The organism is Murdochiella massiliensis, from assembly GCF_900059565.1.
GTDB lineage: Bacteria > Bacillota > Clostridia > Tissierellales > Peptoniphilaceae > Murdochiella > Murdochiella massiliensis.
The window spans coordinates 108767-131261 of sequence record NZ_FIZW01000002.1 but is presented as its reverse complement, the minus strand read 5'-3'; the positions used below and the strand labels follow the sequence as shown (position 1 = coordinate 131261).

The 22495-nt window shown below is 47.8% G+C and carries 21 protein-coding genes; 3 read left to right on the top strand and 18 right to left on the bottom strand.

The window, feature by feature from the left end; genetic code table 11:
* Positions 1 to 88: 88 nt before the first annotated feature.
* The 16 genes from rny to BN3910_RS02150 all read right to left on the bottom strand — a co-directional run bounded on the left by rny (position 89) and on the right by BN3910_RS02150 (position 17974).
* Entirely contained in the window at positions 89 to 1633 is a 1545-nt protein-coding gene (rny, locus tag BN3910_RS02225) for a ribonuclease Y (protein ID WP_066923920.1), read from the bottom strand.
* 40 nt (positions 1634 to 1673) lie between these two features.
* A complete protein-coding gene (gene recA / locus BN3910_RS02220; RefSeq protein WP_075967973.1) occupies positions 1674 to 2780 on the bottom strand; it encodes a recombinase RecA in 1107 nt (368 codons plus the stop codon).
* Positions 2781 to 2795: 15 nt separating this feature from the next.
* A complete protein-coding gene (gene pgsA / locus BN3910_RS02215) occupies positions 2796 to 3341 on the bottom strand; it encodes a CDP-diacylglycerol--glycerol-3-phosphate 3-phosphatidyltransferase (RefSeq protein ID WP_066923918.1) in 546 nt (181 codons plus the stop codon).
* The gene (locus BN3910_RS02210; RefSeq protein WP_066923916.1) at positions 3325 to 5727 is read right to left on the bottom strand and encodes a DNA translocase FtsK; all 2403 of its coding nucleotides are present in this window, start codon (positions 5725 to 5727) and stop codon (positions 3325 to 3327) included. The genes pgsA and BN3910_RS02210 overlap by 17 nt, the downstream gene beginning before the upstream one ends.
* A 144-nt stretch (positions 5728 to 5871) precedes the next feature.
* Positions 5872 to 7971 (bottom strand): polyribonucleotide nucleotidyltransferase, encoded by a 2100-nt coding sequence (gene pnp, locus BN3910_RS02205; RefSeq protein WP_066923914.1) that lies wholly within the window; start codon positions 7969 to 7971, stop codon positions 5872 to 5874.
* Between the two features lie 238 nt (positions 7972 to 8209).
* Entirely contained in the window at positions 8210 to 8476 is a 267-nt protein-coding gene (gene rpsO / locus BN3910_RS02200) for a 30S ribosomal protein S15 (protein ID WP_066923912.1), read from the bottom strand.
* Positions 8477 to 8591: 115 nt separating this feature from the next.
* Entirely contained in the window at positions 8592 to 9542 is a 951-nt protein-coding gene (ribF, locus tag BN3910_RS02195) for a riboflavin biosynthesis protein RibF (protein WP_066923910.1), read from the bottom strand.
* A 22-nt stretch (positions 9543 to 9564) separates the two neighbouring features.
* Positions 9565 to 10476, bottom strand: coding sequence for a tRNA pseudouridine(55) synthase TruB (gene truB / locus BN3910_RS02190; protein WP_066923908.1), 912 nt, complete (start codon positions 10474 to 10476; stop codon positions 9565 to 9567).
* Entirely contained in the window at positions 10473 to 11432 is a 960-nt protein-coding gene (locus BN3910_RS02185) for a DHH family phosphoesterase (protein ID WP_066923906.1), read from the bottom strand. The genes truB and BN3910_RS02185 overlap by 4 nt, the downstream gene beginning before the upstream one ends.
* Positions 11429 to 11833: a 30S ribosome-binding factor RbfA gene (gene rbfA, locus BN3910_RS02180; protein WP_066923904.1), complete on the bottom strand. Its 405-nt coding sequence runs from the start codon at positions 11831 to 11833 to the stop codon at positions 11429 to 11431. Before rbfA ends, BN3910_RS02185 begins: the two co-directional genes overlap by 4 nt.
* A gap of 35 nt (positions 11834 to 11868) precedes the next feature.
* Positions 11869 to 14091: a translation initiation factor IF-2 gene (infB, locus tag BN3910_RS02175; protein ID WP_066923902.1), complete on the bottom strand. Its 2223-nt coding sequence runs from the start codon at positions 14089 to 14091 to the stop codon at positions 11869 to 11871.
* A 2-nt stretch (positions 14092 to 14093) separates the two neighbouring features.
* Complete coding sequence (gene rnpM / locus BN3910_RS02170; protein WP_066923901.1) at positions 14094 to 14360, bottom strand: RNase P modulator RnpM; 267 nt, start codon at positions 14358 to 14360, stop codon at positions 14094 to 14096.
* Complete coding sequence (gene nusA / locus BN3910_RS02165) at positions 14353 to 15519, bottom strand: transcription termination factor NusA (protein ID WP_066923899.1); 1167 nt, start codon at positions 15517 to 15519, stop codon at positions 14353 to 14355. The genes rnpM and nusA overlap by 8 nt, the downstream gene beginning before the upstream one ends.
* 28 nt (positions 15520 to 15547) lie before the next feature.
* On the bottom strand, positions 15548 to 16009 hold the full coding sequence (locus BN3910_RS02160) for a ribosome maturation factor RimP (protein ID WP_066923897.1): 462 nt from the start codon (positions 16007 to 16009) through the stop codon (positions 15548 to 15550).
* Positions 16010 to 16118: 109 nt separating this feature from the next.
* Positions 16119 to 16694 (bottom strand): hypothetical protein, encoded by a 576-nt coding sequence (locus BN3910_RS02155; RefSeq protein WP_066923895.1) that lies wholly within the window; start codon positions 16692 to 16694, stop codon positions 16119 to 16121.
* A 14-nt stretch (positions 16695 to 16708) separates the two neighbouring features.
* Positions 16709 to 17974 (bottom strand): amidase domain-containing protein, encoded by a 1266-nt coding sequence (locus tag BN3910_RS02150; protein ID WP_066923893.1) that lies wholly within the window; start codon positions 17972 to 17974, stop codon positions 16709 to 16711.
* A 273-nt stretch (positions 17975 to 18247) separates the two neighbouring features.
* Between BN3910_RS02150 and folE the strand changes: the two genes are divergently transcribed.
* Genes folE through folK form a run of 3 tightly spaced genes read left to right on the top strand, consistent with a single transcriptional unit; the run spans position 18248 to position 20132 of the window.
* Positions 18248 to 18802, top strand: coding sequence for a GTP cyclohydrolase I FolE (gene folE, locus BN3910_RS02145; protein ID WP_066923891.1), 555 nt, complete (start codon positions 18248 to 18250; stop codon positions 18800 to 18802).
* 29 nt (positions 18803 to 18831) lie between these two features.
* A complete protein-coding gene (locus BN3910_RS02140; RefSeq protein WP_066926132.1) occupies positions 18832 to 19305 on the top strand; it encodes an HD domain-containing protein in 474 nt (157 codons plus the stop codon).
* A gap of 8 nt (positions 19306 to 19313) precedes the next feature.
* On the top strand, positions 19314 to 20132 hold the full coding sequence (gene folK, locus BN3910_RS02135) for a 2-amino-4-hydroxy-6-hydroxymethyldihydropteridine diphosphokinase (RefSeq protein WP_066923889.1): 819 nt from the start codon (positions 19314 to 19316) through the stop codon (positions 20130 to 20132).
* 62 nt (positions 20133 to 20194) lie between these two features.
* Here folK and folP read toward each other — a convergent pair whose 3' ends face one another.
* Both folP and BN3910_RS02125 read right to left on the bottom strand, forming a co-directional pair.
* A complete protein-coding gene (folP, locus tag BN3910_RS02130; protein WP_066923887.1) occupies positions 20195 to 21175 on the bottom strand; it encodes a dihydropteroate synthase in 981 nt (326 codons plus the stop codon).
* A gap of 1 nt (position 21176) precedes the next feature.
* Positions 21177 to 22481 (bottom strand): bifunctional folylpolyglutamate synthase/dihydrofolate synthase, encoded by a 1305-nt coding sequence (locus tag BN3910_RS02125; RefSeq protein ID WP_066923885.1) that lies wholly within the window; start codon positions 22479 to 22481, stop codon positions 21177 to 21179.
* Between the last annotated feature and the right edge of the window lie 14 nt (positions 22482 to 22495).

Sequence of the window (22495 nt, the reverse complement as noted above, 5' to 3'; positions counted from 1 at the left end):
TCGTCCATTTTAACAACTTTTAGGCAAAAAGCAAAACCCCATTAAGACCATGTCCTGATGGGGTTTCGCTTCTCGTTCGTATTCTTGGTTATTTTGCTACATCACTCGCACGCGTTTCACGCACGATATTGATTTTGATTTGACCAGGATATTCGAGTTCACTCTCAATTTTTTTGGCGATGTCATGTGCGAGCACCACCATCTTGTCTTCCGAAACTTCTTCCGGCTTAACCGCAATACGAACCTCGCGGCCTGCTTGAATCGCATAGCACTGCTCAATTCCCGGGAAGGACTTGGCAATTGCTTCAAGATCTTCCAGGCGTTTGATGTAGTTTTCGGTAGATTCTCTTCTGGCTCCCGGTCGTGCAGCAGACAGCGCATCTGAAGCTTTGACAATAAACGCTTCTAAAGTTGTCGGCTCCACATCGTTATGATGCGCCTCAATACAGTGAATGACCTCTTTGCTCTCGTTGTATTTCTTAGCCAAACGAACACCGAGTTCAACGTGTGGCAATTCAATCTCATGATCAATCGCCTTGCCCAGATCATGCAATAATGCACCGCGCTTGGCAATCTTCACATTTGCGCCCAGCTCTAAAGCCAGCATACCGGCGAGCTGTGCGACTTCAATAGTGTGTCCGAGAGCATTCTGTCCGTAAGACGTTCGATATTTCAGCTTACCCAGTGTTCGAACGATTTCGGGATGAATATTTCGAATCCCTACCTCGTCTACAGCAAGTTCACCTGCCTCACGAATCGTGTGCTCTACTTCCTGCTCCGCTTTTTGGTACAGTTCTTCAATGCGTGTCGGATGAATACGCCCATCAACAATTAGCTTTTCGAGGGCAACGCGCGCTTTTTCTCTGCGCACCGGATCAAAGCAGGAGAGAACAACGGCCTGCGGTGTATCATCGATGATCAGGTCAACGCCCGTCAGCTGTTCAAAGGCACGAATATTACGCCCTTCGCGGCCGATAATGCGTCCTTTCATCTCATCGTTCGGCAAAGAGACAACCGTCACGGTGCTTTCCGCGACGAAGTCGGATGCATAACGTTGAACCGTACGAGTAATGATTTCCCGCGCGCGGCTTTCCGCTTCATCCCTCGTTTTGGCTTCTTCTTCGCGAAGAATCTGTGCACGTTCATGCACGACGTCTTCACGTGCTTTAGCCAATACCATCTCCCGCGCCTGTTCAGGTTTAAGATCCGCAATACGCTCTAACTCTTTTTGACGCTGCGTCATCAATTGATCGGCACGCTGTTCTTTGCTTTTTACACGATCCTGATCCTTAGCAACCTTTTTTTCCTGGTTTTCCAGCTGCAAAGATTTTTCATCCAACAGGTCTTCACGTTTATTTAAGCGACGTTCTGTGTCCTGTAATTCATTTTGACGACGCGCATATTGTGCTTCCTGCTCGTCGCGTAAACGATGAATTTCGTCCTTTGCTTCAAGTAGAGCTTCTTTTTTGGCTGTTTCGGCATCGCGGTTGGCATCATCCAAGATCTTATCTGCCAGTGTTTTGGCAGAACCGATCTTTTCTCGATTTTGCTTCGCGCGATACGCATTACCGACGAAGAAGAAAATCAGTCCGCCGATAAGAAACGCAATAATTGGAAATAATGTGTTATCCATGGTACCTCCTTTCCTTAAAATTTTCCTTACTCATTCTTAATCAGTCCAACGTGAATGTCTCACTACCCATTTGAGGAGCGTTTTTACCGGCATTGCTCTGTGTGTCGCTCGCATTGCCTTCGCTTTCCTCTTCCCGTTGAGCTTTTTCCCGGAGAGTATCCCGTAGTTCTTTCTCCAGTTTTTTGTGCAGGTCAAGATTTTCCGCAATAAAGTTCTTCGCGTTTTCTCTTCCCTGCCCGAGGCGTTCCCCATCATAGCTATACCATGCGCCGGCGCGTTCCACGATACCCAAATCCAAAGCGGTATCAAGGAGCGTTCCGATCTTGGAAATGCCTGTACCGTACATAATATCAAACTCCACTCGTTTGAATGGAGGAGCGACCTTGTTTTTAACTACTTTTACACGTGTACGATTGCCGATGACGTCTTCGCCATCTTTAATCTGATCTCCTCGACGAATATCCAGGCGAATAGTGGAATAAAATTTTAAAGCCACACCGCCTGTCGTCACTTCGGGATTGCCGTACATAACGCCGATTTTCTGGCGAATCTGATTCAAGAAGACCACCGTAGTGTTCGACTTTGCAACGATCGGTGTCAATTTTCGCAAAGCCTGACTCATCAGGCGCGCAAGTAGACCGACATGCGTGTCCCCCATCTCTCCCTCAATCTCTGCACGCGGTACCAGAGCGGCAACGGAGTCCAACACCACAATATCGACAGCATTTGAACGCACCAGACTCTCCAGGATTTCCAATGCGGACTCCCCGTCATCCGGTTGAGAGAGAACCAAATTATCCGTATCAACACCCAAACGACGAGCGTAACCGACGTCCAGGGCATGCTCCGCGTCAATAAATGCCGCAATGCCTCCCAGTTTCTGCGCTTCAGCAATGGTTTCCAACGCGAGCGTCGTCTTCCCGGAACTTTCCGGACCGTAGATCTCCACGACGCGTCCGCGCGGTAATCCGCCAACGCCCAACGCTAAGTCCAGATTGATTGCCCCCGTCGGAATAGCATCAATTTCCTGCACCGGCTGTTCACCCAATTTCATAATGGCGCCTTTACCAAATTGCTTTTCAATCTTGTTGAACGCCATTCTCAGGGCTTTTTCTTTGTCTTCCTGTTTCATATTTGCAATGGCCATAATGTCTCCTCTATGTTAAATATTATTCAGGTCCAATACCTGGTGATTTTTCAACAGATAGTCCGCCGCAGAAATGATCGTAAAGATCAGGGCAAGCCATACGAAAAGATCCGCAATGAACGTTTGACGAATCATCGATAACCAACTATGTTCCAATAACAGAACGATGATGGCGATCATCTGAAACGTTGTCTTATATTTTCCCCATTTTGAAGCGGCAATGGTTACCCCATTGGATGCCGCTACTGTGCGAAATCCGGTAATCATGAGCTCACGTGCGACTATAATTACCACTATCCAGGAAGCAATCTGTCCCTTCCCGATCAAAAGAATAAAAGCGGTCAGTGTCAGCACCTTGTCCACTAAAGGATCCATGAATTTCCCGAATGTTGTCACAAGATGGTCTCGACGCGCAATATAGCCATCCAAAAAATCCGTGGCGGAGGCTACGATAAACAACAACGCCGGAATGGGACTTGTCTCGTCCAGCAATAAATAAGTCAACACAAAAAACGGAATCAATCCCACACGAAGCATGGTTAACTTATTGGGCAGATTCATCGTCATCCTCCTCGTCATGAATATAGACTTCACGCGGTTTCGAGCCGTCCTGCGGCGAAATCGCTCCCATTGCCTCCAGATCATCAATAATACGCCCGGCGCGCGCATAGCCTATACGGAAGCGCCGCTGTAAGCCACTGATGGACGTTGTTTCCTCATGGCTGATAAATTCCAGCACTTCCTCCATCAAAGCATCTTTTGGAGATTCTTCATCCTCCTGCACCACATCGGCAGTCTTTTCCAACGAAGCAATTAACGCCTTGTCATAGCAAACTTCATGCTGATCCGTCAGAAAATGCGTAACTTGTGAGACCTCCGCATCCGATACAAAGGCTCCCTGCACACGCTTCGGCTTCGGAAAATGAGCGGGATAATAAAGCATGTCGCCCTTTCCTAATAGCTTTTCCGCCCCGCTCTGATCCAGAATGGTACGGGAATCAACCGAAGAGGAAACCGCAAAGGAGATGCGCGAAGGAATATTGGCCTTTATCGTTCCGGTAATCACGTCCACGGACGGCCGCTGCGTGGCGATGATCAGATGAATACCGCAAGCACGCGCCATCTGCGCCAGGCGTGTAATATGTGCCTCAACATCTTTGGACGCCACCATCATGAGATCGGATAATTCGTCAATGATGAGCACAATGTAGGGCAAATTCTCCATGGAATCATCCACCTTCTGCTGCTCGCGGTATCCGCCAATATCACGAACGGAAAATTGCGAGAAGAGTTTAAAGCGTCGTTCCATTTCTTTGACCAGTGTGTATAATGCTTTCGCCGCTTTTTTCGGATCCGTAACCACCGGAATCATCAAATGCGGAATTTCATTGTAGACCGAAAGCTCCACCACTTTTGGGTCAATGAGGATTAGACGCACTTCGGATGGCGAATACTTATACAAAATGCTCATGATGATAGTGTTGATGCATACCGATTTACCCGATCCTGTGGCGCCGGCAATGAGCAAATGCGGCATCTTGGTGATTTTGGCAATCACCGGATGGCCATCAATGCTCTTCCCAAGGGCAATGGGTATTCCGTCTTTTTCCTGCAGAAAAGCATCACTTTGAAACAGATCGCGAAGGGATACCGTATCGGAAATGCGATTAGGAACCTCGATCCCGACATAGGGCTTCCCGGGGATGGGCGCTTCAATTCGAATATCTTGTGCAGCCAGAGCAAGAGCCAGATCATCGGCAAGATTCGTGATGCGACTGACCTTAATTCCTGCCTGTGGCTGGAGTTCAAACTGCGTTACCGTCGGCCCACGTTGGATGGAAACCACACGTGCTTCAATACCGAAAGAACCCAACGTCGATTCTATTTTCTGTGCACGCTGACTTAGATCCGTTTCACGGGCTGTGCCATTCTTTTTACCCGATTTCAGTAATTCAATAGGTGGCGTAATATACGTGTGCTCCCCATCTTCTTCCATGGAGAGCCCAAAATTTTCCATGCTGAACTGTTCCTGTTCTGACGCTGCAGGGGACTTTTCATGCGGAGAGATCGACAGGTTCTTCTTCCCCATTTGTGCCTCTTGTGGTGATGAAGGAGAAAAAGAAACCGTATCCTCCTCGGAAGACAATCTTTTGTCATGCGAGGACGAAAAAGACAAGACTTCGGTCGGCTCTTCGTCATCATAGGGTTTCGGTACATATGGTCTGGAAAAGGTCTCATCGGACACAGGATCCAACGGTTCTTCTTCGTTTATGTCATACGACGCATTTTTTGCGTACGCCTGCTCTTCCTCCTGCTGTTGTTCACGAACTGCTCGCTTCTCTTTGCGACGATTTTCTGCTTTTTCCTGCAGCGCTTTTCCGGTCACTTTTGTTTTATCCCAGCCGGAACGAATCCATTCACTGAGAATCGTGAAAAATTCCACCATCTTGACGTCAAATAGATGCAAGATAAAGAAGAACAGGACAAAAACAAATAGCAGCCAAATGCCGATTTCGCCGATAATACGCCGAAACAGTAAGCTGAATATTCCTCCTACAATTCCTGCTCCGCGAAGGTTTTCGCCGCGCTCCGCCGAAAGGGAGACGGTTGTTTCAACCGTTGCCGTTGGAAGATCTCGAACCGCGATAATCATCGCGATACAGAGCAACAATGCGGAAAGAAATAACAGTGTTTTAAGCAATTTTCCATGCAAATTTCCCGATACGGCGGCAAGGAGAAACAGAAAAATCAGCGGCGGAACCGTATACGTCATGACACCGAAAAGTTTAAAGAAGCCACCGCCGATGACTTTTCCCATCCAGCCCGTTTGCGCACGAAAATAAATCGTCGCCGCACAAACAATGAGAGCAATGAAGCACGCAACGAGAATATATTGTTTTTTTTGGTCTTTTATTACCGTTCTTCTCCGTCTTGTTGTCTTCGCCATGCTGCCTCCTCACCATCAATCAGTATACCATATCGACAGGTACAAAAAGCGACGCCAACGACAGATTGTGTTCCAATCTTCGTCAGCGCCGTCTCTATTTTTGAACCTATCGTTTACTTTTCGTTCCGCATCAACGCAATCTCATCAGCGACGAGGAAGCAGTGCCTTACGGGAAAGATTGATGCGACCTTTATCATCAATTTCAATGACTTTGACTTTGACCTTATCGCCAATTTCAACGACATCTTCCACCTTCTCCACGCGCTCATTGGCCAGCTTGGAAATATGGATCATGCCCTCTTTATTGCCGCCCAAATCGACAAAGGCACCAAACTTCATAATGCGTGCTACCGTTCCTTCGTACACATCGCCCACTTCAACGTCGCGAATAATATCCAAAATCATCTGTTTGGCTTTTTCGCCACTTTCTCCATCAGGTGAGGTGATGGTAATGTGACCGTCGTCTTCGGTATCAATCACTGCGCCGGTAGCCTCTACAATACCGTTAATGGTCTTTCCGCCTTTTCCAATGACTTCCCGAATCTTCTCGGGATCAATGTCCAAAGCCAGAATACGCGGAGCATATTTTGAAAGCTCTTTGCGCGGTTCAGCGATGCAGTCGGTGAGAACCGTCAAAATTTCCGCACGTGCTTTTTTCGCCTGCGCAAGCGCAATTTCCATAACTTGTTTATCGATTCCCTCGATTTTGATATCCATCTGCAAGGCGGTGATGCCGTCCTTGGTACCGGCTACCTTAAAGTCCATGTCGCCCAAATGATCCTCAAGTCCTTGAATATCGGTGAGGATGGACATATGTTCGCCCTCTTTAATCAGGCCCATGGCAATGCCGGCTACCGGCTTTTTGATGGGTACGCCCGCGTCCATCAAAGAAAGCGTGGAGCCGCAGATCGATGCTTGGGAACTGGATCCGTTGGAGCTGAGAACCTCGGAGACCACACGGATGGTATACGGAAAGGTTGTGGAATCGGGAAGAACCGGCAAAAGTGCGCGCTCCGCCAAATAGCCATGACCGATCTCACGGCGTCCGGGCGAACGCAACGGTTTTGTGTCCCCTACGCTGAACGGCGGGAAATTGTATTGATGGAAATAGCTCTTCACCACTTCCTCCTGATGGAGGCCGTCAATGTAGAGCACATCACGCGGACCGCCAAGGGTAACCACGGAAAGTACCTGCGTCTGGCCGCGCTTGAAGAGACCCGATCCATGGGCACGCGGAAGCAGACCGCATTCGGCGCTCAACGGACGAATTTCATCCATGGCGCGTCCATCCGCACGCACCTTATCTTCGGTGATGAGACGGCGCACTTCATTGCGCACGATTTCTTCCATAATCGCATCAATATCGTTGCGAATGCTCGGGAAGATGTCCGCATCGGCGGCTTCAAAAAGCTCAAAGGTTTCTTTTTTGATGTCCGCAATGCCGTCTTCGCGAATGGTCTTGTTGTCGGAACGCAGTGCTTGAATCAGACGCTCTTTGGAAAACGCCTCAACACGTTCACGCAGCTGCGCATCCGGTTCATGTTTGACAAATTCAAATTTAGACTTGCCTTCTTCCGCCGCGATTTTCTTGAAAAAGCGGCAGATCGACTGAATTTCTTTATGTCCGAACAGAATAGCTTCGAGCATCTGCTCTTCGGAAAGCTCATTGGCCCCGGCCTCCACCATCATAATGGCTTCTTCCGTTCCCGAAACGGTCAAATTCAGCTCGGAATGTTCCATTTGCTCTTCGGAAGGGTTGATGACATATTCTCCGTTCACATAGCCGACAATAACCGCACCGGTCGGTCCGTCGAAGGGAATATCCGAAAGGGACAAAGCTAAGGAAGAACCGTTCATGGCTAAAATTTCCGGCGGATCATCCGGAGATACCGAAAGGACGGTCGCAATCACCTGCACATCGTTCTTAAATCCTTCCGGGAACAGCGGGCGAATGGGACGATCCATTTGACGTGCATTCAGCGTTGCCTCCATGGAGCCGCGCCCTTCGCGTTTAATGTAGCCGCCGGGAATGCGACCCACCGCATAGAGTTTTTCCTGATACTCACATGTCAGCGGAAAAAAATCCTGTCCTTCGCGAACATTGCGATTCATGACCGCCGTCGTTAAAACGATGCTGTCTCCTGCGCGTAAAATACATTCTCCATTTGCCTGTTCCGCCACTTTTCCGATCGTGACATGAAAGGCATTGTTCGTTACCTCTGAACGGTAATCGAATTCTCTCATTCTTTCCTCCTCTTAATTTAGATGAACACTCACCCTTCGTCTGCGACGAGGTTGTTCGGGCTTTTCATACACCTATCCAGTATATCAAATTGCACGCAGGGACGCGAATTTTCGGTTAAATTTTTTCCTCATCTTTCACTGGACTAATCACTTTTTGAAATCAAAATACGTGAAAAATATAAAAAGCCTCGCCCACCGAAAAGGTGGGCGAGGACATTCGCGAAAAGATTCCGTCTCATTAACCGCGCAAGTTCAAGCGAGCAATAAGATCACGATAGCGCTCAATGTCGAGCTTATAAAGATAGTTCAACAGACCACGGCGCTGACCGATGAGCATATAAAGTCCGCGACGGGAATGGTTATCGTTCGCATGACTTTTAAGGTGCTCCGTCAATTCCGCAATGCGATAGCTCAACAGAGCAATCTGCACTTCCGGTGAACCGGTGTCCTTTTCATTTTTGCCGTATTCTTTGATGATTTCCGCTTTTTTTTCTTTTGTTAGCATCTCCTCTTCCTTTCTTTCGCTGCTTTCTAAGAGAAGGTCGGAGTACCGTTCTCCGAGAAAGAGTACCCGTACAATATACTCGTTTTGCATGGAAAATGCAACATTTACTTCGTAGTCAACTTGCAGGATGCGTCCTCTCCCATTCTTTTACCCAGGCACGCAACAAATCTTCGTCTTTCTGCATCTGCTTTGTAAGCTGCGAAGGATTATCAAAACGAATATTCTTTCGCTCAAAACGCAGAAACGACAAACGCATGGGCTTTTCATAGATGTCTTCTGAAAAATCAAAAAAATAGGTTTCGATGCGAATCTCCGTTCCCTCTTGAAATGTGGGGTTTGTGCCGACCGACGTCATACCGAAGCATTCGTGCCCGGGAAATACGCCTTTCGTCAGGTAAACCCCTTCGTGTGGAATGAGATACGGAAAAAAAATGCCCAAATTTGCGGTTGCAAAGCCAAGGCCATGGCCGCGCTTTTCTCCATGCACCACTTTTCCGGAAAGCGTGTATGGCGTGCCGAGCATGGCATTCGCTCGCTCGATTTCTCCCTGCAGAATCGCATCTCGAATGCGTGTGGAGCTGATGCGCTGTCCTTCGTATTGCACATCCTTTACCACTGTGACGTGAAACAGTCCTTCCTTCTCTGCTGCCAAAAGATCGGCAACGGCCCCCGCCGCGTGAGCACCGAAGCGATAGTCCTCCCCCACAACGACATGACGCACCTGAAAGTCGCGATGCAGGATATCGTGCATAAAAACATCCTTCGTTTGCGCAGCAAACGCCGCATCAAAGGAGCAAAGAATAATCGTCTCGATACCGCATTCGCGCAGACGTTGCTTTTTATCCTCCACACGCATGAGATAGCGTTTGGTATCCTGATCCAAAAGAGACGAGGTATGATTCTTAAAAAGCAAAACCGCCGCGGATAATCCGCTTTGCTCCGCAACAACCTTTGCTGTAGAGAGTAATTTTTGATGTCCTAAATGGACGCCGTCGAAATTGCCGAGTGCAATCACTGTCGGTTGCTCTTGACGAAATCCACTTTGATCGTAATCCAACTCTTTCATGATGTCCTATCCGTTTCGCGCGCTATTCGGCGAGCATCTTCTTCATTTTCAACCGTTCTTGACAACAGAGTCCGATGCCAAGAAACTGAGACGCTTCATATACACGCACCAGCTTTTTCTCTCCCGGCGGAAGGAGGAATCGTTCCTTATCTGCGAGATGTTCGCCGTTTTGAGAAAGGGCAACCACCTGTCCCTGCGAAGCGCGCCGGGCCTGCTTTGCATCCAGAATGATTTCCGGGATATGCAGGAGAGCGACATCTGCAGGCTCAATATATTTTGCCGCTTCCGCACTCGACAGACCTTTTAGTTTGGAGATGGGAACGGCCTTCGCGACAGTGAATTCCCCGACCATGGTTCTTTCAAGCGCTGTCATGGTGGCATACGTACCAAGCGCTCTCCCCATGTCTGCAATCAGTTGACGGATATAGGTTCCTTTGGAACAGCGGCAACGGAAAACCGCTCCTTGGTCCGCCATTTTTTCTAAGGTTAAGGCGGATACGGTAATGGTGCGCATGGGACGCTCTACCGATATGCCCTTGCGCGCATAGTCATAAAGCTTTCTGCCTTTTACCTTAACAGCACTATAAAGCGGCGTTTGTTGCTGAAACGTTCCGACAAAGCGTTTCGCTTGCAAAAGCAGTTCTTCTTGATTGACATTTGTCCTTTCACTTCGAAAAACAACGGAGCCCGTAGAATCTAAGGTATCCGTCTCTTCCCCGAAGCGCATCGTAAAGACATATTCTTTTTCACCTTCGTCAAAATATTCGCTTAGACGCGTCGCTTTTCCGATTAGCACGGGCAAAACGCCTGTGGCCATCGGGTCCAACGTGCCAATGTGTCCCACACGTCGCGTGCCCAGTACACGACGAACGATGGCCACCACGTCAAACGAAGTCATATCGGCTTCTTTGTATACATTGAGGATGCCGATCATGGACGCTCAATTCCTTCCAAGAGAGTACGCAACATGACGAAAACTTCCTGGTTCGTTCCTTCTACGGTGGCGCCTGCGGCTTTTGTGTGTCCGCCTCCGCCCATGGTTTTTGCAATCTCCGCAACGTTCACATATTCTTTGGACCGCAGACTGACTTTTTGGATGTCATGCGTCTGCTCTTTCAGGATGACAGCCACCTCTACTCCCTGAAGATTACGAAGCGTATCCACGACGCCTTCCGCTTCCGGCATCGTGAGGCCGTAGTGTTGAATCCATTCTTGCGTAATATTTGCGAGCATCACACGACCGCCGTGAAGGCTGAGCGCCTTTTCCACCACAGATCCTTCAAATGCGATGCGATTCCGATTCTCATTTTGATACTCTTGTAGATAGATGGCCTTGGCATCTGCACCGCAGTCGAGCAAATCCGCCGCCAAGCGGTGCGTACGTGCACCGGACGTATCATACAAGAAGCGGTTGGAATCCGTGATAATCCCTGCATAAAGGGCCGTAGCGGCCTCCGGCGATACCTTCCAGCCGTTTGTAAGCAGAAAGGATGCAATGATTTCACAGGTAGAAGAGGCGAGCGGATCCAGGACAGCGTAGTCACAGGAACCATCGTTGGATAAATGATGGTCAAAATTAATACTGTGTCGACTATTCTTCATCGCTATTAGCGGACGCCCTATCCTGGACGTATCGCCAAGATCGACGCTAATAAAAAGGTCGTATTTTCGCGTATCTTCCACCGGACGAAGACAGGAAAATGCCGGCAAATACGAAAAATGAGGAATCTTTTCTTCTGCCAACATGTCCACTTGTTTACCGGCGTCTTGTAGAGCCAGCCCAAGACCTATGACGGAGGCATAGCTGTCCCCGTCCGGATTGACATGCCCGGCAATAGCCACTGTATGTGCTTCACGCAGCAGGCGGTTAACGATGGCAGAATCGCTCATGCTCCTTCCTCCGTCTCTGTGTCTACATCTCCTCTGGCTGCCCGGTTTTCGTCGTCTTGACGTAAGGTATCCGCAATAAGCTTATCCATGTACATGCCATGTTCGATGGAGTCATCCAAATGGAATCGAAGTTCCGGAATTTGGCGCAGTTTGACATGATGTGCCAGATAATTCTTCAAAAACCCTTCCGCATTTCGGAGTCCTTCAATCGTCTGGCGCTTATCCCAATCGGAGCCCATCACGCTGACATAAATATCCGCATAGGACAGATCATTCGATACACGAACCTCCGACAGGGTGAGCACCGAAGCGATTTTCGGATCCTTCAGTGCAAAGAAGATCGCCTCCGACAGCGCTTTCTTGACTTCCTGAGAGATACGCCCCAAGCGTTTTTCATTCATGGCGCCCTCACTTTCTTTTTCCTTGATATCGACGCTTATTCCGCCGGCACTTCTACCTCATGGAAGCATTCCACCATGTCGCCGACTTTCACATCGTTATAGCGGTCAATTCCGAGTCCGCCCTCAAATCCGGTCGCAATTTCCTTCACGTCATCCTTAAAGCGGCGTAAGGAGGAGATGGTCCCTTCATGAATAACAACGTCATTGCGCAACAGGCGAACCCCGGCGTTACGAACAATCTTGCCTGAGGTGACATAGATGCCGGCAACGGTTCCGATGTTCGGCACCTTGAAGGTTTCACGAACCTCACAACGTCCAAGCACCTCTTCCTTGATTGTCGGCGAGAGCATGCCCTTGATGGCCTGTTCAATGTCTTCAATCGCGTCGTAAATTACACGATAGGTGCGAATATCAATTTCATCGCGCTCCGCCTGACGAATAGCACCTTGGTTCGGACGGACATTAAAACCGATGATAATGGCATTGGAAGCCACCGCCAGCATAACGTCGCTTTCGCTGATGCCGCCGACCGCGCCGTGAATGATATTGACCTTGACTTCCTGATTGCCCAACTTAGCAAGCGATCCGGCAAGCGCGTCAATTGTTCCCTTCACGTCCGTTTTGACGATGAGATTGAGTTCCTTTAATCCTTCTTCCGAAATCTGCATATGCAGATCGTCCAGCGAAATATGGGTGGTTTTGTTTAGACGTTCATCCCGATTACGCTGGGCAACCTTTTCGGCAAAGCTTCTGGCCACCTTTTCGTCGGCCACCGCATAAATAGCATCCCCGGCCTCCGGAAGATCCGAAAGTCCGGTAATTTTTACCGGCATGGACGGGCCGGCCTTATGCACTTTTTTGCCGTGCGAGTCAAACATCGAACGAATATGTCCGCTTACCTGTCCCGATACGACATAATCTTTGTCAAAAAGTGTACCGTTTTGCACAAGAACCGATGCCGTCGCTCCGCGTCCACGTTCGATTTGTGACTCCAACACGACGCCAACTGCTGCACGATGCGGATTTGCCTTTAGTTCTTCCATCTCGGCCACCATGACGACCATCTGCAACAAATCTTCTATTCCGTCGCCCGTTTTTGCGGAGAGCGGGATCATGATGATATCTCCGCCCCATTCTTCCGCGACGAGACCTTGTTCCGCCAACTCGGTCATCACGCGATTAGGATCCGCTCCCGGACGATCCATTTTATTAATCGCAACAACGATGGGCACTTTCGCCGCTTTGGAGTGATTAATTGCTTCAATCGTTTGCGGCATGACACCGTCATCCGCCGCAACGACAAGAATAACGATATCTGTCGTCTGCGCTCCGCGACTGCGCATCTGCGTAAACGCTTCATGGCCCGGCGTGTCAATGAACGTGATGGGCTTTCCGTCCACCATAGCTACCGACGCACCGATATGCTGAGTGATGCCGCCCGCTTCACCACGCGTAACGGCGGTTTTTCGGATCGCATCCAGAAGAGACGTCTTACCGTGGTCAACGTGACCCATCACGGTAACAACCGGCGGACGCGGTTTTAATTCGGACGGATCATCCTGGACATTAAGAGGCTCAAAGATTTCATCCACATCCGATTCTTCGGGCTCGGTAATAAGCACGTCAAATTTTTCCGCCACTTTAGATGCCGTCTCAAAGGTGATGGATTCATTGAGACCGGCCATGATGCCCATTTTGATGAGCTCGGTTATGATCTCCATTGAATTTTTACGTATCGCCTTAGCAAAATCGCCTACCGTAATTTCGGCGGGAATTTCAATAATGCTGTCCACATCATCGGTCTCGATGGGACGCTGTTCAACATTCTTCTCTTTTTTTACCGCTTTTTTGCGTCTACGGCGTGATGAAGCCGTTTCCTCTTTTTTTACTTCCGCCTCCATGACACGTGCCGGGACATGCTGCTTATCCTTTTTCTTTTTTTCCACGTGTGGTTTGCGGACATGAACATCATCTTCCTCGTTTTGAGAACGACGCTTGTCTTTTTTTGTTTCTTTTTTGGTTTCCTTCTTCGTTTCTTTCCTGGTATCCTTCTTTTCTTCTGTTTTTGTTGCCTTCACCGATTTCTCGCTCGGAACGGCGCTCTTCTTATCGGCAAAGAAAGCGCGAATTCTCTCCACATCACTGTCTTGAATGGCAGACATATGGGAAGGAAACTCCAGAGAAAATTCTTTTTTCAAAAATTCCCGAAAGGGACCAGTCGGTTTTCCCAGTTCTTTTGCTAACTCGTATACTCTCATCTTTACCTCGATTCCTCAATCGATCGTTTCAGCTCTTCATAAAAGGACTCTCCTATTTTCGTCTTTAACGCAGCTTTTAAACGATTCTTTTTCTCCGCTTTTTCGATGCAGACGAGCGAGCGACAGATATAGGCGCCTCGTCCGTCCAATTTACCTGTTTTATCCACACATACTTCCCCGGAAGGCAGACGAACCGCGCGGAGAAGATCAGATTTCGGTTTTCGTTCTCCGCAGACCACGCATTTGCGAAGCGGTTCTTTTTTAGGCATCCTCGCCGCCTTCTGTCGAAAGAACATCCTCTTGCACTCTCGACTCGGACTCTTTTTCTGTGGGAAGCGCAAACAGATCGAGTGGTTCTTCTCGACTATCCTCTTCCTCAAAAGCTAAGGGATCGGCATCGTACTGCGACTGCCCTTTAATATCGATCTTCCAACCGGTCAAACGCGCAGCCAGGCGTACATTTTGCCCCTCTTTTCCAATGGCAAGCGAAAGCTGATCATCCGGCACAATGACTACCACAGAATTCTCCTCTTCATGGAGAATCACCTTGTTTACCGCCGATGGACTCAACGCGTTAGCAATAAACTGCTTGGGATCTTCGCTATAAATAATGATGTCCATTTTTTCGCCGATTAACTCATCTACGATAAGATTTACGCGATTTCCTTTATACCCGACACAAGCGCCGATCGGGTCAATGTTCGGATCATGCGACCAAACGGCGAGTTTCGTTCGTGACCCGGCTTCGCGGGATACCGAATAAATATCCACTACACCATCGCTAATTTCCGGCACCTCCTGTTCAAAAAGGCGCGCGACCAGATTCGGATGGGCGCGAGAAAGAAGAATTTGCGGTCCTCGAGAAGAGATGCGGACATCACAAACATAGAGCTTCACCCGATCGCCGACATGCAGGTGTTCGCCGGGAATCTGCTCTCTTTTTGTAATCACGCCTTCGGTCTTTCCCAGGTTGATATAGACATTATTGTTGTCAATGCGTTGTACCGTTCCGACAATCATTTCCTTCATGCGGTCAATATAGGCATCATATACGGCTTCGCGTTCAGCATCGCGAAGTTTCTGAATAATGATGTTTCGTGCCGTCTGGGCGGCAATGCGACCGAAGTTATCGGGTTGTACCTCGATGCGAATACTGTCCCCCACCTGCACCTTGGGATAGCGCACAACCGCTTCTTCCAGGCGAATCTGTCGAATGGGATCTTCGACCTTTTCTACGACTTCCCGCAGCTGATAGACATGAAAATCTCCAGTCATCGCATCGGCAACGACTTCCACATTGGTCTCATCTTGGAAATTTTTCTCGTAGCTTTTCTCCAACGCTTTCGCCATCGCCTCTAATATGACCTCTTTTGAGATGCCCTTCGTATTCTGTAATTCATCCAGGGCTTGCAGTAACTCTTTGTTCATGTACCTTCTCTTTCCTCCTTACTATTCTTTAATTGAATGCGATATACGGACGAATTTGGGAAATGTCCGCACGCAGCAAGCGGCGTTCATTCTCCTTGTCGTTCACCACAATGGCCTCATCATCAAAGTTGATCAACGTGGCAACCAATTGCTTTGATCCGTTTTCTTTTTTGTAAAAGCCGATCTCCACTTTTTTGCCGAAATTAATCTCCAACTGGCGATCCGTTTTTAACGGCCGCGAAAGATCGGGCGAACTGACTTCAAGCAGATAATGTTGATCGATGGGATCCCATTCATCCAATTTCGAGCTGAGCACATTGCTGACCGCTTCACAGTCATCTACGGTAATGCCGTCGGGATGGTAGATGAAAAAACGCAGAATATTGTCTCCCTGTTCATGCACAAACTCGACATCCAACAACTCATAGCCGACCTCTTTCACCACTTCGTCAAAACGCGGCCGCCAGGTCTTTACCAAACTCTGCTTCATCAGGCCTCCTTCCGGTCTGAAAAAAACAAGAGCGGGGATCCGCTCTTGTTCCAAGACAACATCAATCATGTATATTTTACCATATTTTCATTCAGATAACAAGCACACGCTACTCCCATGCATCGACTAAGGGATAATATACCTTATCCTCTTTTGCCGGATGATATTGCACCCCGTTCAAGGAAGTGCTGTTCGTAATTTCCAGTGCACCGGTCGGTGACGAATACCCAACAGAATCGAATTCATCCTTCGTGATGGTCTTCATTTGTTTGGTTTCCCAGTCAAGACAATCGCCATGTGCCGGCACCGAGTCCACCAACTCCGGACGATCGCTAAAGAAGAACAGGCGCTTGTTTTTCTCGTCATAACGAACATCAACGGCACCATCTCCTTGCGTATAGCGATAGCCGATTGAACGCTGGTCAATGGTAAAGAGCATTTTTTCCTGTTTCAGGGAATAGACGAAGGTTCCATAATAGTCATGAAAGACAATCGACTCATCCGAATCATAGTCCAAAACCGGAGAGAGCATGGTTGTCTTTGGATAGGGCTTTTCTGCGGACAGAAAGAAACGATTCATTTCCGACTTTTCTTCCTTTGGCGTAGGGGACTGACAACCGACGGAAAAGAGACAACACAGGGCGAAAAAGCTTAACAGTAACTTTCTTGACCACTTCGGTTTCATAAATCGATCCCTCCTTATTGGTACGAAATATACATTGCCAACTTATTGTACATAGCGCTAGAATAACGGGATATCGGTCTATCAAGACAATCTACTGTATGTGCAGTAACCAAAAAATTATCTGCACCACTATCCGGACTACTGGTGGTTAATGTGTGACAAGGCTGACTTTTATTGCCTGAAGATGTTCTTCTATAAAGAAATACGATGTCCCCAACTTTTAACCACTGTCCATATAGATGAATCCAATATCGAGAACCTTTCATGCCGCCGGACGAATTTGTCTTCAAGTATTCATGCAACGAACTCGCACTAGTCCATGAGTATGAACGTCCCGTCTCAGGTGTTGAATTATAGTAGAACCAATTTTGTGACATATTACCTGATGTATCAAATCTAGCTCCACCGGCTCGTTGTATTTGTGAAGCATAATTGGCACAATCACCACCATATGGTGACACATCTAAATAGGCCGGATTTCGATCATACGCCCATCTCTCCATATAGCTTCTCATTGCATTACGTTGAGCATCGGTAGGAGCTGAACTAACCTGAGTTTTCATTCTATTGCTGACCATTTCAAATGCAGGATAATTTGAAGATGTTGTTTCGTTCAATAAAACTTTCAAATCATCTAAGCTTGCCTCAACCATATCGTTATAATCATAATTGATTTCATCCAACACATTCTCTTTTTCTTTTTCAAAGGCAGAAAGAATTTCATTTGATTCTAACTTTTCCCAACATACTTTTTGTTTGAATGTATTAACCTCTTCAGGGTAATCGGCTTCGACATATGCCATTATTTCATTCTCAAAGACTCCTCCATCAAACGCTTTAACAATTTTGTATTCATTATTAACGCGTGTGAATCGGATATAATAATTGCAACCTAAAATGCTAGTCTTCTCATAACCACTGTATTGAATATACTCTGTAGCCCTAAACATAACATCAACATATGGATCATTGATGATAATTTTCTTGACTTCTAAGTTCATTTTTCTAGAGTCAATAGGAATTTGACCAAGTTTGTTATGTTCAAGTCTTAAATAACAATATGTAAGAAAATTATCTGCATTCTTATCGACTTGCTCTTCATTCACGCTTCCCGTCGCTTCTTGACTAAAAGTATTAAAGATAAAAGAATAAGCCAACGAATATAATTGTTCTTCATCTGGAATAGCATTCTCCTGAACTGCAAATACATGACTAGGAATCAACATGAGTGTGAAAAATACAACTAATACGATATACCATTTAGATAAACGATTCTGCATTTCTGACTCCTTTCTGCAAATGATCAACGTTCTGGAAATTTTTCAATGCTAATTCATGTATTCCTATTCCCCTCCTTTCTTACTAAATTATATATCATTTTGCGAAAATGTAAAATTATTTATATTTTTTATTATTATGGTTTATGTAGAGATACAATTGTTTTGGGATAAGAATCTAGAAGGTTTATGCCAACGTCAACAATATAGAGTACAATAGAAGCACTTTGCAGGAAGCCGATTTTTGGCTTCTCTCGACAACAGAAAGGATATCCTATGGACACCCAAAAGATTGAACAAGGCGTTCGCCTGCTTTTAGAGGGTATCGGTGAAAATCCCGATCGCGAGGGCCTTCTGGAAACACCGGCACGCGTAGCGCGCGCCTGTGAAGAACTCTTTGGCGGGTTGGAATTGACGGCCGAAAACCATCTCTCCAAAACCTTCGAATTTGTCAATGACAACATCATCATTGAAAAAAATATTCCGTTCTATTCCCTATGCGAACATCACCTCCTTCCGTTTTACGGAGAGGTACACATTGCGTATATTCCCAACGGAAAAGTCGCCGGCCTGTCAAAGCTCGCCCGTACGGTGGAAGTGTATGCCAAGCGGCCGCAGATTCAGGAGCGCATGACACAGCAAATTGCGGAAGCGCTTCGCGACTATTTGGGTGCGAAGGGCGTTTTGGTTGTAGCAAAAGCGGAACATCTTTGCATGACGATGCGCGGCATTAAAAAGCCGGGCACCAAAACGGTCACGGCCTGCGCATTGGGCAGCATCGAAGAGGATGAGGCCCTGAAAAATGAAGTCTATCGCTTAATGGATTTCTGATGAATACCCTAAAACGAGCGGAAGAACCGATGGAAAATACGAATCGGATTTATCAAGACCCATATTATGCGACGCTTCTATCCCGTCTGGAGGAGCTGGAAAAAGAGCGCGTATTTTGTAAGCATGACCTGAACCATTTTTTAAGCGTGGCACGTATCGCGTATATTCTCACTCTTGAAGAAGGGCTTTCCGTTTCCAAGGACGTACTCTATACCGCCGCGTTATTGCATGATATCGGGCGTGTAGAGGAAATGACCTCCGGCCTTGCACACGATGAGGCTTCTGCAAATATCGCCGAGAAATTTTTAGTACATTCTACTTTTACGGATGAAGAAAAGGAAACGGTGCTTTCTCTCATTCGTAGCCATCGAAGTTTCGGCGAGAATCCGCTGACGGAACTATTTTATCGCGCCGATAAACTATCACGACCGTGTGCGCACTGTCCGGCCATCGATCTTTGTTATTGGCCGGAGGAACGAAAAAATCGAACGCTACGTTATTAGGAGGCATCATGGATCATTTGCGCATAAAAGATCTGGAAATTATTGCCCATCACGGACTTTTTCCGGAGGAAAAAAAATTGGGACAGAAATTTCTGATTTCTGTGGATTGCGCCTACAATATGAAACAAGCCGCCGTAGAAAATGATTTAGAGCAATCCATCCATTACGGCCTGCTTTGTCAGGATATTTCCCGTCTCCTAACGGAAAACACATATGATCTTCTCGAGACATGTGCTTATCATATTATTCAGCACATTTTTTCTCTCTTTCCCTTTGTTCGTAAAGCGACCGTTTCTATAAAAAAGCCTTTCGCCCCCATCGGTCTTCCTCTGGATTATCCGGAGGTCTCAATCACTCGTAAAATGCGCACCTACTGGATTGCGCTTGGTACCAACATGGGCGATCGTAAAGCGAATCTGGAGCAAGCCCTCAAGGCCATGAAGGAATCAAGCCTGGTAGTGACAGAATTGTCTTCCATTTTCGAGACGAAGGCATGGGGTAAAACCGATCAACCCGATTTTCTGAACCAAGTCGTAGAGGTCCAAAGTTTTGAAGAGCCGGAAGATATGCTGACAATTTTGCAACAGATTGAAGCCGATCTGGGACGGATTCGTCAGGAACATTGGGGACCGCGCCCCATCGATTTGGATATCCTTTTGATTGATCGCGAAATTATTCAGTCGGAGCGATTGACTGTTCCGCATCCGTACATGACCGAACGCGCCTTTGTGCTGGATCCGTTGAATGAAATTGCACCCTTCGTACTTCATCCGGTGCGCAATAAAGCCATACGAGAGCTCTATGAGGAATTGCATCAACAGGAATAAAATACAAAAGACAAAAAAGACGGCGAATCGATTCACCGTCTTTTTTATTCCCTATCGCATTTTTATTGGGCGTAGCCCCCGAAATTGATGTCTTCCTGTTGGTCCGCCAGACGAACCGCATCCGCAACCATGGCCGCCATACGATGCTCCGCCACCGTGTGCACACGAACGACCTCTACGCCTTCCCGAGCAGCCAAGGCCGTAAGTATGGCGGAAGCGACGTCGCGATGACGGAATCCTTCCTCGGTATCCGGATCTACGCAATAACCTGCCTCCTGCAACATATTGACAATGAAGCGTTTCCGCGAAACACCAAGGAAAATACCGTACCCCATGGCATGAAGATCCGGTACATGCTGGATCAGACGCAAATTGTCGCGTTTGGAAAGACCGAAGCCGATGCCCGGATCGAGAAGGATATGTTCCTTTGGAATGCCGGCTTCTCTCGCAATCGCCAGGCTTCGCTCGAGATAACGATGCAGTAGCACAAGAATGTCTTCTTCCGTCGCCGCCTCTCGTTTTTCTTCGTCTGTGAACGCTTTTCCTTCTCCGAAGGTCGGGAACTTTTTGCTGTTGGGATGGTCGGGACGGATAACAACCGGATTAAACATCGCGATGAGTCCCGCCTGCTTTTCAGCAATGACCTTCGCCATGTTCTCATCGCCAATAAGACCGGTAATATCGTTTATGATATCGCATCCTGCTTCCAGAGCAGCTTTTGCCACCGGCGCCTTCCAGGTGTCCACCGAAATCAACGCATCCGTCTTCTCACGCAGCGCTTTAATCACCGGTACTACGCGACCGATTTCTTCCTCGATCGCAATGTAATGCGAGCCCGGGCGAGTGGATTCCCCGCCGATATCCAGCATATCCGCACCTTCGTCTAAAAGTACAAGCGCATGATTCACCGCTTTTTCCGTCGTGTCCCATTTTCCGCCATCCGAAAAGGAATCCGGCGTAACATTGACGATGGCACAGATTCGACAAGCACCGTCAGCCTTAAATTGATGATGACCGACCTGAAAAATTGGATTCTGTTGCATGCTATTCTCCTTCATGTTTGAGATAGGTGCGCACGTGTCCGATCATATAGAGCGATCCGACGAAGACCACGGCACTATTTTGGGTCGTGCAATACTTTTTTGCTGCATTCCAGGCTTCTTCCAAACGATCGCATGGTGTAGCCTCACACCCGCGTTGACGAATCTCTTCAGCCAGTTCTTTTGCCGGCATGGCACGCGGATTATCCGGTGTTAAGGTGATCACATGCTTGGCCAGAGGCAGAAAAAGATCCAGCATTTTGTCAATTTCTTTATCGGCCAAAATACCCAACACCATGACAAGTTGTCGATCTCCCAAAAAATCCTTAACGGATTGCGCGAACAGACGCGCTCCGCCGGGATTATGCGCACCGTCTAAGATCGTGAGCGGAGAATCCAGTACCTTTTCAAAACGTCCCTTCCAGGCGGTCTTCTGCAAGCCGCGAAGAATCGCGTCGTCATCAAGAGCAATCCTACCGTTTTTACGCAATAAGGAAATTGCGCTGAGCGCCATGATCGCATTGGGCATCTGATAGTCCCCCATCATGGATAATGAAATTGGCCAGACTTTTCCTTCAGCATCCGTCCAAGTGAAACGCTGACCGTCAAGGGATGCGCTTTCAACCACAAGGGAGCTAAAGTCAGGCTTAAGTATTGGCGCATCCTGCCGTTTAGCAACCGCTTCAACGGTTTCTTCCACTTCCTTTTCTTGCGGATAGAGTACCACCGGGCAACCGGGTTTAATAATGCCCGCTTTCTCACCGGCAATGGCGGATAAGGTGTTGCCGAGATATTTGGTATGGTCCAGTGAAATAGAACAGATGAGACTCACCCACGGTTTTTCGATAATGTTGGTGGCATCGAGACGACCTCCCATGCCGACTTCCAGGACAACCATATCCACCTCGGCTTCCTGAAAGCAGAGAAACGCAAGAGCCGTTTCCAGCTCGAACTGACTGGGTAAATTCACTCCGCCCTTTTTCATTTCGTCCACCGCCTGCTGAACGCGTGCAGTGTTACGAATAATGGCATCATCCGAAATAGGCACGTTATTTACTTGAATGCGCTCATTAAAACGTTCCAATGCAGGCGACGTATAGAGTCCCACGTGATAGCCGGCTTCGACCAGGATGGTCGACAGAAAGGCTGCCGTGGATCCCTTCCCGTTCGTTCCGGCGATATGAAGATACGGCATATCCTTCTGCGGATCGCCCAGACGGTGCAGGAGATCGCGTACCGTATCCAGTCCCAATTTCACGCCGAATTTGGCCTGTTGTTCATAAAACGCAATGCTTTGTTCAATCGTCATGTCCAGCTCCTTTC